This is a genomic window from Micromonospora echinofusca, assembly GCF_900091445.1.
Taxonomy (GTDB): domain Bacteria; phylum Actinomycetota; class Actinomycetes; order Mycobacteriales; family Micromonosporaceae; genus Micromonospora; species Micromonospora echinofusca.
The window spans coordinates 6,663,253-6,676,635 of the sequence record NZ_LT607733.1 but is presented as its reverse complement, the minus strand read 5'-3'; the positions used below and the strand labels follow the sequence as shown (position 1 = coordinate 6,676,635).

Annotated in this window: 11 protein-coding genes; 6 read left to right on the top strand and 5 right to left on the bottom strand. The window is 74.2% G+C overall.

Annotated elements, in window-relative coordinates:
• Positions 1–11: 11 nt before the first annotated feature.
• Complete coding sequence (locus tag GA0070610_RS28845) at positions 12–1,532, bottom strand: nitroreductase family protein (protein ID WP_089002946.1); 1,521 nt, start codon at positions 1,530–1,532, stop codon at positions 12–14.
• Positions 1,533–1,804: 272 nt separating this feature from the next.
• On the opposite strand from GA0070610_RS28845, the gene GA0070610_RS28840 reads away from it, so the two are divergent.
• The 6 genes from GA0070610_RS28840 (at position 1,805) to rfbH (ending at position 8,619) form a co-directional block, all read left to right on the top strand.
• Positions 1,805–2,467 carry a 4'-phosphopantetheinyl transferase family protein gene (locus GA0070610_RS28840; RefSeq protein WP_157747267.1) on the top strand — a complete coding sequence of 221 codons (663 nt, stop codon included), beginning with the start codon at positions 1,805–1,807 and terminating at the stop codon, positions 2,465–2,467.
• 152 nt (positions 2,468–2,619) lie between these two features.
• Positions 2,620–3,873: an activator-dependent family glycosyltransferase gene (locus GA0070610_RS28835; RefSeq protein ID WP_089002944.1), complete on the top strand. Its 1,254-nt coding sequence runs from the start codon at positions 2,620–2,622 to the stop codon at positions 3,871–3,873.
• A gap of 91 nt (positions 3,874–3,964) precedes the next feature.
• Entirely contained in the window at positions 3,965–5,362 is a 1,398-nt protein-coding gene (locus tag GA0070610_RS28830; RefSeq protein WP_172896614.1) for an NDP-hexose 2,3-dehydratase family protein, read from the top strand.
• Positions 5,353–6,342, top strand: a complete 990-nt coding sequence (locus GA0070610_RS28825) for a Gfo/Idh/MocA family protein (RefSeq protein ID WP_197697778.1) — start codon at positions 5,353–5,355, stop codon at positions 6,340–6,342. The genes GA0070610_RS28830 and GA0070610_RS28825 overlap by 10 nt, the downstream gene beginning before the upstream one ends.
• Positions 6,339–7,316 carry an NAD-dependent epimerase/dehydratase family protein gene (locus GA0070610_RS28820; RefSeq protein WP_089002943.1) on the top strand — a complete coding sequence of 326 codons (978 nt, stop codon included), beginning with the start codon at positions 6,339–6,341 and terminating at the stop codon, positions 7,314–7,316. Before GA0070610_RS28825 ends, GA0070610_RS28820 begins: the two co-directional genes overlap by 4 nt.
• Positions 7,309–8,619 (top strand): lipopolysaccharide biosynthesis protein RfbH, encoded by a 1,311-nt coding sequence (gene rfbH, locus GA0070610_RS28815; RefSeq protein WP_089002942.1) that lies wholly within the window; start codon positions 7,309–7,311, stop codon positions 8,617–8,619. Before GA0070610_RS28820 ends, rfbH begins: the two co-directional genes overlap by 8 nt.
• A 62-nt stretch (positions 8,620–8,681) precedes the next feature.
• On the opposite strand, the gene GA0070610_RS28810 is transcribed toward rfbH, so the two are convergent.
• From GA0070610_RS28810 to GA0070610_RS28795, 4 genes are all read right to left on the bottom strand, one after another.
• On the bottom strand, positions 8,682–9,941 hold the full coding sequence (locus GA0070610_RS28810) for an activator-dependent family glycosyltransferase (RefSeq protein WP_089002941.1): 1,260 nt from the start codon (positions 9,939–9,941) through the stop codon (positions 8,682–8,684).
• A gap of 9 nt (positions 9,942–9,950) precedes the next feature.
• The gene (locus tag GA0070610_RS28805) at positions 9,951–10,532 is read right to left on the bottom strand and encodes a hypothetical protein (RefSeq protein ID WP_089002940.1); all 582 of its coding nucleotides are present in this window, start codon (positions 10,530–10,532) and stop codon (positions 9,951–9,953) included.
• A 306-nt stretch (positions 10,533–10,838) separates the two neighbouring features.
• Complete coding sequence (rfbA, locus tag GA0070610_RS28800; RefSeq protein WP_089003804.1) at positions 10,839–11,699, bottom strand: glucose-1-phosphate thymidylyltransferase RfbA; 861 nt, start codon at positions 11,697–11,699, stop codon at positions 10,839–10,841.
• A 160-nt stretch (positions 11,700–11,859) separates the two neighbouring features.
• Complete coding sequence (locus GA0070610_RS28795; protein WP_089003803.1) at positions 11,860–13,377, bottom strand: outer membrane protein assembly factor BamB family protein; 1,518 nt, start codon at positions 13,375–13,377, stop codon at positions 11,860–11,862.
• Between the last annotated feature and the right edge of the window lie 6 nt (positions 13,378–13,383).

The window sequence follows — 13,383 nt, the reverse complement described above, 5'->3', positions numbered from 1 at the left end:
CTGCGCCGTGCTCAGATGAAGCCGGCGGCCGTGCGGCCGTGGCTGTACGCGACCGGATCCCGGTCGGCCTTCCGGGCCGCCGGGTCGGCGACCCCCACAGCGATCAGGTAGATCACTTCCTCGTCCCGGGGCAGGCGTCCCAGCCGGGCGGCGTACGCCTCGTCGAAGCCGCCGACGCAGGTGACGCCGACGCGTTCCCGGGCCGCGTTCAGGCACAGGCGCTGCGCCACGGCGGCGGCGTGGAGGTGCACCTCCGCCAGGCCGGCCCGGCCCTGCTCGCGCAGCAGCTCGCGCAGCGGGGTGTGCAGCAGTACGAGCGCGCCGGCGTGCCGCAGCCCGTCCTGCCGCTGGCAGGTGGCCAGCACGTCCTCCTCGTCCACCGGACCGCCGCCGGCCGGGTGCAGGGCGTGCCGTCGGACGGAGTAGGCGTACGCGCCGGGGGCGATCCCGGTCACCGCGCGCGCCACCAGGCGGACTCCGACGCCGGCCCCGGCGAGTTCGGCGAAGTCGGCGGCGAGCCGCCCGTCCAGCCCGTCGAGGAGACCGGCGAGCTGGTCGAGGGAGACCGCCGCCGGGAGGAAGCCCTTGGCCGACTGCCGGCGCGCGGCCAGCGCCGCGTGCGCGACCGGCCCGCCCGTGCTCCGGCGCAACGCGACGTCCGCCGACGGGTCGGCCACCGGTGGTTCGGCCACCGACGTGACCTGGCCGGGGCGGACGACCGCCGTCGGCGCGTAGGAGAGGCTGATGTCCCGCAGTGCCTCGAAGTTCCGGCGTTCCGGGTCACCCGGGGGCTCCAGCCAGGCCTGCCGCCGGTCCCGCCACACGGGGGTGAGCACCCCGTCCCCGCCGGTCGGCGGCTCGACGGCCGCTCGGCCGGCCGACGCCGGGCCGGGCACGGTGACCGTCACCACGGCCTGCGGTTCCCGGCAGGTGCCGGCCAGGCCCAGGGCGTGGGTCAGCCACTGGCGGCGGAAACGCAGGTGGATGGCGGCTTCCAGGCCGGCCGCCCGGGCCGCGAGGGCCAGGTTCGTGGCGGCGTGGCCGATGTCGAGGTAGGTGTACAGGTAGCCGCGCCGCCCGTACTTGGCCATCGCGGTCCAGGGCCGGGCGACCAGGGTGACGACGGCGTGCACCGGCGCGGGCGCGGCGTCGGCCAGCCCCGCCTCGGCGACCAGCTCAGCCAGCGGCACCGGTGGCGCCGAGGCGAGCGGGTTGAGCTGCCCGGAGTCCACCTCGTACAGGTAGGTGACGCACCGCTCGCCGACGCTCACGCCGACCAGCACCTCGAAGGGGTACAGCGCGCCGGCCGACGGGGTGGTGCGGGCCTGGACGAAGTTGCCGCCCTTGGCCAGGACGGTGCCGGTCCGCTGGCCGCACCCGCGGACGAGCACGCCGGCCAGGGCGGCCCGGATCGCTTCCTCCGTGCCGGCGGCCGGCTCGGCCTGGTCCGGGTAGCGGGCGTCGTCGGCGCTCAGCCGGGTGGCCTCCCAGAACTCCAGCAGCGGGGTGTCGGACCGGAGCTGGGTGCGCATGGCTTCCTCCGTTCGCGGGCACACGACAACCGGGCCTCTCCGCCGGGTGGCGAGCGGAGGGCGGGCCCGTCCGGAATTCGGGCCGCAGGATGTCGCGACCCCTATTCGGTGGTCATTCCGTCACCATCGTCGGCCGACCCTCCGTGGGGTGCATCTCTGAAATTGCGCAGCCCGCGGAACTGATGCCGGCCACGCAATCGGCGCACCCGTGCCATCATTTTCGAATGCGGTCGGACCAATTGTGCGAAGTCTGGTGGGCACGGTTGGAGGAATTGCGTTCCGCGCATCTGGAACTGCTGGACGCCGACGAGCTACGGCGGCGCGAGGGCTTCGCCCGCGACGCCGACCGCGACCGGTTCACCCTCGGCGCGGCCCTGGCGCGGCTGGCCGTCGGCGCGAGCCTCGGCGTCCCGGCGCGTCGGGTGCCCCTGCGGCGCCGTTGCCCGGACTGCGGGGGCCCGCACGGCCGGGTCACCCTGCCCGGCTGTCCGCTGCACCTGTCGGTGACGCACGCCGGGACGCTCGTCGGCGTGGCGGTGACCGCCGCCGGGCCGGTCGGCCTCGACGTGGAGCAGGAGGTGGAACTGGACTGGCGGCGCCTGGCCCGGCGGATCCAGGGCCCCGACGAGGGCGACCCGATCCGCTCCCGGGCCGGCTTCCTGCGGTGTTGGACGAGGAAGGAGTCGGTGCTCAAGGCCACCGGCGACGGGCTGCGGGTGCCCATGTCGGAGGTCGTCCTCGGACCGGGGCCGACCCTGCTGCGCTACCGGTCGCGGGTGCGCCCGCCCGCCCACCTCACCGACCTGCCGGCGCCGCCGGGCTACGCCGCCGCGCTGACCGTGCTGGCCGCGGCGGCACCGCGGGTGGCCGCTGCGGCGTCCGGCGGGCTGCTCGGCGGGGTCATCGACCGCGCAATCTGCGAGAAGACCCCCTGAGGGCGACGGACGCAGAATGGGAGCCGGGCACCCGACGGGCGTCAGGCGAGCCGCTCCGGAATCGGCCCGAGGCCGTTGTGGACAAGACACCTGCCGATCAATTCGAGCCGGCCGCCCGACATTCCCCCGATCCATTCAGGAAGGGTTATCAGATGCGGGTTCTCTTCGTCACCTACGCCGAACGGACCCACTATTTCCAGATGGTGCCGATGGCGTGGGCGCTGCGTACCGCGGGGCACGAGGTCCGGATCGCCAGCCAGCCCGCGCTCCAGGACACCATCGTCGCGTCGGGGCTGCCCGCCGTGTCGGTGGGCCGGGACCACAGCTTCGACCAGGTGCTGGTGGAGAAGTCCGATGACGAGGGCTGGTCGGAGCGAGTGGCGAACGTGCTCATCGACCCCGCCGGCGTGGCGTACGACGACTTCGTCCGCTTCCTGCGGGAGGCCACCATCTACTCGGGCCAGGTCTTCAACGACCCGATGGTCGACGACCTGGTGGCCTACACGCGGCAGTGGCAGCCGGACCTGATCGTCTGGGAGATGTTCACCTTCGCCGGGGCGGTGGCCGCCCGGGCCACCGGGACCCCCCACGTACGCCTGCTCTGGGGCGCCGACGTCATGGTCCGGATGCGGCAGCACTTCCTGTCACTGCTGGCACAGCAGCCGCCGCAGCGGCGACGGGACCCGCTCGGCGAGTGGCTGGCGCAGACCGCGGAGCGCTTCGGCGCCTCGTACGACGAGGAGCTGATCACCGGCCAGCACACCCTGGACCAGTCCCCGGCCAGCATGCGGCTGCCGCTCGGCCTACCCACCGTCACGGCGCAGTACGTGCCCTACAACGGGCCGTCGCGGCTGCCGGACTGGCTGCGTGAGCCACCCACGCGCCCCCGGGTCTGCATCACGGCGGGCATCTCGATGCGCGGCTTCCACGGCCACGACCCGCTCCCGCTCAAGACCCTCCAGGCATTCGGCGACCTGGATCTGGAGGTCGTCGCCACGCTGGTGCCGCCCGAGGGCGAGACGATCGACCTGCCTGACAACGTACGGCTGGTCGACTTCGTGCCCATGCACGCGCTACTGCCCTCCTGCGCGGCCGTGGTGCACGTCGGTGCGGCCGGCATCGGCGCGACGGCCACCCGCTACGGGGTGCCCCAGCTCACCCTCGTACCGGCCCAGTGGGACGCCCCGGTCCGCGCCGCACGGATCCAGGAACTGGGGGCGGGGCTGAGCATCCCGCAGGAGGAGGTCACCCCCGAGGTGGTCCGCGAGGCGGTCCTGCGGCTGGTCACCGAGCCGTCGTTCCGGGCGGCCGCCGACCGCCTGCGGGCCGAGGTGCTGGCGGAGCCGACCCCGAACGAGGTGGTCCGGGTCCTGGAACGGCTGGTCACGCCATGCGACCCGCGCTGACCGTGCCGCCGCACCGCCCCTGGCGGTCCCCGGTGACCGCCGCGCCGCGCGTCCCCTCCGGCCGGCCCGCCCTCCGACGGGGGGCAGACCGGTGACCGGCGCGGCACGCGCCGGCACGGCGTCGGCCACCGGCACCGGCTGGCCCGATCCCGACCTGCGGCAATGGTACGAGCAGCGGCGCGAAGCCAGCACCAGCACGGTGACGCAGGTGCCGCTGGACGCGTTGCGCGACTGGCGGACCGACCCCGTGACCGGGGACCTCGGGCACCGCAGCGGTCAGTTCTTCACGGTGACCGGGCTGGACGTGCGCGGCGACGGCGGGCCGGTGCCGGGCTGGCAGCAGCCCATCATCTCCCAACCGGAGATCGGGCTGCTCGGCCTGCTGGTGCGCCGCAGGGCCGGGCTGGAGTGCCTGGTCCAGGCCAAGATGGAGCCCGGCAACGTCAACGGGGTGCAGATCTCCCCGACGGTGCAGGCCACCCGCAGCAACTACACGCGCATCCACGGCGGCGCCGGGACCCCGTACATGGAGCACTTCGTCCGGCCGGCGCGGGGCAGCGTGGTCGCCGACGTGCTGCAGTCCGAGCAGGGCTCCTGGTTCCTCGGCAAGCGCAACCGGAACATGGTGGTCGAGGCGGCCGGACCGGTCCCCGCGCAGGAGAACTTCCGCTGGATCACCCTGCGGGACCTGCAACTGCTCATGGGCCTCGACAACGTGGTCAACATGGACACCCGCACGGTACTGGCCTGCCTGGCGGCGGCGCTGCCCCCGCCGACCAGGACGACGGGCGACGCGTTCGCCGGCCTGGTGGCCCGGGGCTTCTCCCCCACCGCCGGCGCGGTGGAGCGCGACGTCGACGTGTTGAGTTGGCTCACCGCGCTGCGCAGCCACCGTCCCCTGGACGTTCGGCGGATCGGCCTGTCGACGGTGAGCGGCTGGCACCGTGACCGGTACGCGATCGACCACGACGGCGGCCGGCACTTCGGCATCATCGGCGTGGAGGTGCGCACCACCGTCCGGGAGGTGCCCGGCTGGCGGCAGCCGTTGCTGCGGCCCCGGGGGCGGGGCATCGTCGCGTTCCTCGCCCGGCCGATCGGCGGAGTGCTGCACGTGCTCGCCCGTGCGGCCGTCCAGCCAGGTCTGCGGGACGCGCCGGAGATCGGCCCGACCGTGCAGTGCCGGCCGGAGAACTACGCCCACCTGCCGATGTCGCGCCGGCCACCGTTCCTGGACGCGGTGCTGTCCGCGCCGCGCGAACGGATCCGATACGACTGCGTGCTCTCCGAGGAGGGCGGCCGGTTCCACCACGCGGAGAACCGGTACATGGTGGTGGAGGCCGACGAGCGCGTGCCGGTGCGACCGTCGGAGGAGTTCCGGTGGGTCACGCCGCGCCAGCTTGCCACGCTGCTGGCGCACAGCCACTACGTCAACGTCGAGGGGCGGTCGCTGCTCGCCGCGCTCTACAGCCTCGCCGGGTCGTGCCCGTGAACCGCCCCGAGCCGCTCCGGCTGGGCCTGCTGGGCTGCGCCGACATCGCCTGGCGCCGTACCCTGCCGGCGGTGCTCGCCGAGCCACGGCTGCGGCTGGTGGCCGTGGCGAGCCGGGAGGGCCGGCGTGCGCGGCGGTTCGCCGACCGGTTCGGCGCCGCGCCGGTCACCGGATACGACCGGTTGCTCGACCGCGACGACATCGACGCGGTGTACGTGCCGCTGCCGGCCGGGCTGCTGCCGCGGTGGGTCGCCGCCGCCCTCGCCGCCGGCCGGCACGTGCTGGCCGAGAAGCCGCTGGGCCGCACTGGCACCGAGGCGCGCGAGCTGGTCGCCCGCGCCACCGCCGCGAACCTGGTCCTGATGGAGAACGCGGCGTTCCAGCTGCACCCGCAGCACGAGGCCGTCCGGCGGCTGGTCGCCGCCGGCGAGATCGGCCCGCTGCGCACTCTCACCAGCGTGTTCGGCATCCCGCCGCTGCCACCGGAGGACACCCGCTACCGGCCGGAACTCGGCGGCGGGGCGCTACTCGACCTCGGCTTCTATCCCCTGCGGACCGCACAGATGTTCCTCGGGCGAGAACTGCGGGTGATCGGCGCCCACCTGCTCTCCGGGCCGTCGGGGGTGGACGTCGCCGGTTCCGCCCTGCTCGCCTCCCCGGAGGGCGTCGAGGCGGCGGTGTCGTTCGGCTTCGGCCACGCCTACCGCAACGCCTACGAGTTGTGGGGCGGCGAGGGCCGGCTGGTGCTGGAACGCGCGTTCACCCCGCCGCCGGAGCACCGGCCCGTGCTGAGCCTGCACGACGCGGCCGGCACCCGGCGGCGCACCCTCCGCGGCCACCACCAGTTCGCCGCGCTGGTCGCGGACTTCGCCGCAGCGGTGACGACGCGACGGGACCTGCGCCGCCACCACGACGAGGTGATCGGCCGGGCCGCCCTGGCCGACGCGGTCCGCCGCCACGCCGGTGTGGAGACCCCGTGACCCGCCCGCGCGCCGTGGTGGTCGGTGCCAGCGGCTTCCTCGGACGGCATGTGCGCTCCGCGCTCACGACCGCCGGCTGGCAGGTGGTCGCCGCCGCCCGCCACCCGGACGGGCCGCGGCGGATCACCCTGCCCCCCGCCGGGCCGCTGCGCCCCGTGCTGGCGCCGGCCCTGCGCGACCTGTCGCCAGCCCTCGTGGTCAACGCGGCCGGGCTGATCTGGCGTCCCGAGCCGGCGGCGATGGCGGTGGCCAACGCCGAGGTGCCGGAGCAGATCGCGCTCGCCCTGGCGGACAGCGGGGTCCCGGCCCGGCTCGTGCATCTCGGCTCGTGCCTGGAGTACGCCCCGGTGCCGCCGCCGGTCGCAATCGACGAGCGGACACCCACCCGGCCCACGAGCCCCTACGGCCGGACCAAGCTGGAGGGCTGCCGCCGGCTGGGCGCGGTCGCCGCCGCTCATGGGCTCGACGCCGTGGTGCTGCGCGTGTTTAACGCGATCGGGCCCGGTATGTCGCCGGTGAGCGTGCTGGGTGCCGCGCTGGCCGCGCTGCGGGCCGCCCGCGGCCGTGGCGGGCGGGCCGAGCTGCGCCTGTTGAACCTGCGGCAGCACCGCGACTACGTCGACGCCCGGGACGTCGCGGACGCGGTGGTCGCGGCGGCAACCGCGGCGGTGGGCGACGACCGGACGCTGAACGTCGGCTCGGGCGTGGCCCGCTCGGCGGAGGAGGTCGTCCGCGCCCTCGCCGGCGCGAGCGGGGTCGGCCACGACCTCGTCCTCGTGCCGGCCCCGGCAGGAACCGCCCGGGCGGCCGGCGCGGGCTGGCAGTTGGCGGACATCCGGCGGGCCCGTGCGGTGCTCGGCTGGTCGCCGCGCCGCTCGCTGAGCACGACCGTCCGGGACGTCTGGGCGTACGCGTACGCCGACGACCCGGCCACGCGACTCATGGAAGAGAGAAGGGCGAGCAGGCATGACTGACCTCAAGGCGAGAATCCTCGAACTGGTGCACGAGTACCACCGGGAGCAGAGCGGCGCCGGGGAGTTCGTGGCGGGCGAGACGCCGGTTCTCTCGTCCGGCCCGGTCTTCGACGAGACGGAGCGGGCCGCGCTGGTCGAGGCCGCACTGGACATGCGGATCGCGGCGAGCACGTACGCGGTGCAGTTCGAGCGGCGCTTCGCGCGCCACTTCGGGATGCGCAAGGCGCAACTGACCAACTCCGGCTCCTCGGCCAACCTGCTCGCCCTGTCGGCGCTCACCGCGCAGGAGCTGGGCGACCGGCGGCTGCGCCCGGGCGATGAGGTGATCACGGTGGCGGCCGGTTTCCCCACCACCGTCAACCCGATCGTGCAGAACGGCCTGGTGCCCGTCTTCGTCGACGTGGACCTCGGCACCTACAACACCACCGTGGAGCGGGTCCGGGCCGCGATCGGGCCACGGACCAAGGCGATCATCGTGGCCCACACGCTCGGCAACCCCTTCGACGCCGTGGGTATGATGGCGCTGGCCGAGGAGCACGGCCTGTGGCTCGTCGAGGACAACTGCGACGCGGTGGGCTCGCTCTACCAGGGCCGGCCGACCGGCACCTTCGGACACCTCAGCACGGTCAGCTTCTATCCCGCGCACCACATCACGATGGGCGAGGGCGGCTGCGTACTGACCAACAGCCTGGAGCTGTCGCACCTGGTGCAGTCCTTCCGGGACTGGGGACGTGACTGCTGGTGCCGGCCCGGTGAGGACGACCGCTGCCACAAACGGTTCGGCTGCCAGCTCGGCACGCTCCCCTTCGGGTACGACCACAAGTACACGTTCTCGCAGATCGGCTACAACCTGAAGACGACCGACCTGCAGGCCGCACTCGGGCTGCGCCAGCTCGACCGGGTGGCCGCGTTCGGCGAGGCCCGGCGCAAGAACTGGCAGCAGCTGCGCGCCGACCTCGACGGGGTGCCGGGCCTGTTGCTGCCGGAGGCGACCCCGGACAGCGACCCCAGTTGGTTCGGCTTCGTCATCACGGTCCGGCCGTCGGCCCCGTTCACCCGCAACGACCTGGTGCTGCACCTGGAGTCGCGGCAGATCCGCACCCGGCTGCTGTTCAGCGGCAACCTCACCCGTCACCCGGCGTACCGCCAGGTCGACTACCGGGTGGTGGGAACCCTGGAGAACAGCGACATCATCGTCGACAACACCTTCTGGATCGGCGTCTATCCCGGCATCACGGAGGAGATGACCACGTATGTGGGGCGCACGATCCGGGAGTTCGTGGCCGAGCGATCCCGCGGCTGAGCCGCAAGGAGCGCGGGCCCGGTCGGACGTCGTCCGGCCGGGCCCGCGCTCGTCGCACCCGGTCAGGGCCGGTCGCGGCGGTGTTGCGCGGTCAGCCCCTCCAGCAGCGGCACCACGTCGCGGGGCGTCGGCACCGCAAGCAGCTCGCGGCGCAGCCGCTTCGCGTTCTCGGCGTACGACGGGTCGCCGAGCACCCGGTCCAGCGCCTTGCGCAGCAGCTCCCCGGTCAGCTTGTCCGAGTCGGCCACGTAGACGCCGGCCCCCTGGTCCTCCACCCCGTTCGCCACGGCCAGCGGGCCGAACCACTTCTCGCTCCAGTACGTCCCCGGCACCACGAGCTGCGGAACGGCGTGCTCGTACGCCGACGCGGACGCGCCGTTGCCGCCGTGGTGGACCACGGCCCGGCAGGTGGGCAGCAGCACGTTCAGCGGCACGAAGTCGACCAGCCGCACGTTCGCCGGTACGGGCGTGTCGCCCACCTGCGCGGCGTTCAACGTGGCCACCACCTCCACGTCCATCCCGTCGACCGCCTCGAAGAGGTCCGCCGCGGTCGCCTCGGCGACGTCGGCGGCCCGGTGCGAGACGCCGAGGGTGAGGCAGACCCGCGGCCGTCCGTCCGGTCGGTGCAGCCAGTCCGGCACGATCGACGGGCCGTTGAACGCGGTCGGCCGCACGTGCAGGTGGCGGGCCCCCGCCGGACGCCACATCCACGGCGGCTGGGTGTCGATCGTCCAGTCGCCGGTCAGCACGTCCTCGTCGAACCCGCTGCCGTAGCGCTCCAGCAGCGGCTCCAGCCACTCGCGCAGCGGGTCCCGGTCCGGGCGTCGGCGCAGCGCGGCGTTACGGAGCTGGACGTACCCGTCGGCACCGAACAGCAGGCGGGCGTGCGCGGCGCCGCAGGCCCGGGCCGCCACCGCGCCGGCATAGCTCAGCCCGTCCCAGATCACCAGGTCCGGACGCCAGGCGCGGGCGAAGCCGACGAGATCGTCGAGCATGTCGTCGGGGCACAGGTGCCGCAGCAGGTGGCGGGTGAGGTAGTCCAGCTCGCCGTACGGGTCCTCGCGGGCGTAGTCCTCCTGCCGGGGGCGGTCGGGGGCGGCCGGCTTCTCCGCCGGCTCGGCGGCGGCGACCCTCATCAGGGTCTCCCCCATGCCCGAGCCGACCAGCACGCCGGTCAGGCCCGCCTGCACGATGCTCTCGGCGAGGTCCGGCTGGGTGGCGACGCGGACGTCGTGTCCGGCGGTACGCAGGGCCCAGGCCAGCGGGGTCAGCACGAACAGGTGCGAGGCGAGGGCGGGTGGGGTGACGAACAGGACGCGCACAGGTCTCTCCTAACGTCGGGCGATGGTCAGTGGCGGCACGGGACGGGCCGCCACGGCCGGCCGGGCGGCCGGGAGGGGCAGGGAGCGCGGCCGGTGCGTCGGGGCGGGCGCCGGCACGGGCGACGCCTCGCAGCCGAACGCGGTGGCGAGGCTGCGTAACGCCCGGTGCAGTACGTCCGCGGCGCAGACCGCCTCCACGAGTGTGTTCGACACGGACATCGCGAGCGTCGTCACCCCGACCCCGTGCAGCGCGTGCTGGAACCTGGGCAGCACCTGCGGGTCGGCGCGGATCCCCTGGCCGTGCAGGGTCAACCGGGCCACGTCGTCGCGGCAGCGCACGCTCACGGTGCCGCCCGCCGGCCGGCTCTCGGCCAGTGCCACCAGGACCGACGGGCCGTCCGACCGGGCGGTGACGAAGCTCAGCCCGGTGCCGTCGGGCGCCGGCAGCAGCGTCAGCATCTCCGCCACCGCGCCGACCCGGCCGACGGCGGCGAGGACGGCGGCGACGTCGGCGGCTCCCGGCAGGCCGGACACGGACACCAGCACCCGGGTGTGGTCGTGGGTGAGGCGGCGGATGATCGACCCTTCCATCTGGCGGCCCCCGGATGCTCGACGGTGACGGCGGGCACTCACCCGCCGGTGGTTACCGGCCCCGGCGGCGCCCGGGCCGGGCGGGGGCGCAGGCCGGGTCCGGCCGGTCGTCGTGACGGCATGGGTCACCCCGCGTCTCTGCGGTGGGTGGCGGGAGCGCACCGCCGGCGGCGGGCGCTCGGCTGTGGCGGGTGCGGGCGGAGGGGGGACCGCCCCGGCAGTCGCGACCGGTGCGCCCGCGTCCCAATTCTCGACCCCGGGCGGGGACGGCGTCTTCTTCGATCATGCCGGCCCGGCCGCGGCCGGTCAGCCCAGCAGCCCCAGCAGGTACTCGCCGTACCCGCTACTGAACAGCGGCCGGGCTAGCTCGCGCAGCTCCGCGTCGCTGATCAGCCCGGCCCGCCAGGCGGCCTCCTCGACACAGCCGATCTTGCAGCCCTGCCGCTCCTCGACGACCCGGACGTACTCGTTGGCCCGGGCCATGTCGGCGACGGTGCCGGTGTCCAGCCACACCGAGCCCCGGTCGAGGACGGTCACGCCCAGCCGGCGCTGCCGGAGGTAGTGGTCGTTGACGGCGGTGATCTCCAGTTCGCCGCGCGCGCTGGGCCGAAGCCCGCGGGCGACCTCCACCACGGTGCTGTCGTAGAAGTAGAGGCCGGGTACGGCGTACCGGGAGCGCGGGCGGGACGGCTTCTCCTCGATGGACAGCACGCGGCCGGCGTCGTCGAACTCCACCACGGCGTACGCCGAGGGGTTCGGCACCGGCCAGGCGAAGATGTGCCCGCCCACCACCCCGGCACCGGGCCGGGACCAGCGCCCAAGGTCGACGCCGTGGAACAGGTTGTCCCCGAGGATCAGCGCGGAGCTGCGCCCGCCGAGGAACTCCTCGCCGATCAGGAACGCCTGGGCGATCCCCTCCGGCCGGGGCTGCACGGCGTACTCCAGCCGCAGCCCCCACTGGGAGCCGTCGCCGAGCAGGCGGACGAAGGCATCCCGGTCGCCGGGTGTGGTGATCACCAGGATCTCGCGGATGCCGATCGAGATGAGCGTGGACAACGGATAGAAGATCATCGGCTTGTCGAAGACGGGGACGAGCTGCTTGGAGATCGCCTTGGTCACCGGCCAGAGCCGCGAGCCGGTGCCGCCGGCGAGCAGGATCCCGCGCATCGGCGGATCGGGCCAGAGCGCCGTGCCGGCGCCCGGGCCGGGCGTGACGCCGCGCCGCTCCCGACGGTCGGTCCGCGAACCAGATTCGATCATGATCCCTCAGCCACCCAGACGTTGGTGGGACGCCGGGCGGGGCGGGCCGCCCCGCCCGGCCTACCGGTCAGCGCAGGTCGAAGGCGTACAGCTTGTTGTTGCCGGTGCCGATGTGGTACCCGGATCCCCAATAGACGGACCCGTCGACGACGGCGGCACCCGCGATCACCGAGCCGCCGCTGGCGAACCGCCACCGGATGGCGCCCGTGCGGGCGTCGAGGGCGTACATGTTGTCGCCGGTGCCGGCGCCGGAGCCGACGTACACCACGCCGTTGGCGGAGGTGACGTAGCCCATGTCGATGGCGCCCTGCGGATCGGGGGTGCGCCACAGGATGCGGCCGGTCGAGGCGTCCAACGCCGCCCACATCCCGCCGGTCAGGGTGATCTCACCGCCGTCGGGAGAGGGGATCTTGAAGGGGATACGGTCCGAGTTGGCCAGCGCCACGTAGATCCGCCGGCCGTCGGTGGACGAGCCCCACTGGATCCCGCCCATGCCGCCGGCGGGCCCCACCTTGGTCTTCCACACCACCCGGCCGTCGTCCGGATCCAGCGCCCAGTAGTCGCCGCTCTTCTGCCCGATCCCGAGCAGCTCGCGCTGGCGCCCGCCGATCGTGGTGGTGAAGAGGTTCGGCGACGAGCCGAAGTTCATGTCGGTGCCCGGTGGCGGGTCGAGCTCGGACACCGCGTCGGCGCGCATGGTCTTGTGCACCCAGCGGACCCGGCCGGTCCGCAGGTCGAGCGCGACCACCGCGTCGAAGTAGTCGTCGGCGGCCGGCAGCTCGCAGTCGGTCTGCTCGGGGTGGGTGCACACGCCCTCCGGCACCGTGTAGTTGTTGCCCGTGCCGACGTAGACCAGGCCCCGGCGACGGTCGACAACCGGGTTGCTCCCCCAGACGGCGCTGCCGGTGTAGCCCGGCGGTGCCATGTAGGTCCGCCACAGGATCCGGCCGGTACGCAGGTCGAGTGCGACGACGCTGCCCCGGAAGGTGTGCGGCGGCGGCAGGATCTCCGACGACGAGGAGATGCCGACGTAGACCACGCCCCGATCGATCACGGGGGCGCCGGTCACCTTCGCCCGCGGGTTGGGGTCGACCTGGGTGAGCCAGCGCAGCGAGCCGTCGCCCCGGTTCACCGCGATCACGGCGGCCCCGCTGGGCGACTCGATGGTGAAGCCCTTGCCGATCACGACGAGGTCGCCGGAGACGGCCGGGGTGGTGCGGGAACCGTCGACCGGCGGCCCCGTGTAGTCGCTGATCGGATGCGACCACACCGGCGTGCCGTCGGAGGCACGGATGGCCCAGAGCGTCCCACCGGCGTCCGGCACGTAGAGGATGCCGTCCACCACCGCCGGAGTGGCGTTGATGTCGCCGTTGGCGGTGAACACCCAGCGGGGCCGCAGCCGCGCGACGTTGCGGGCGTCGATGGTTCGCTCGGTCGCAGCGTGCCGCGTGTTGTGCGTGTTCTGCCCGGCGACGGACCAGTCGCGTACCGACGGCACGCGGGGCCGCTCACCGGCCCCCACCGGGGCCACGCCGGCGAAGCCGGCGACCACCCCCAGGGTGACGATCCCTGCCAACATCCGCATCCGCAT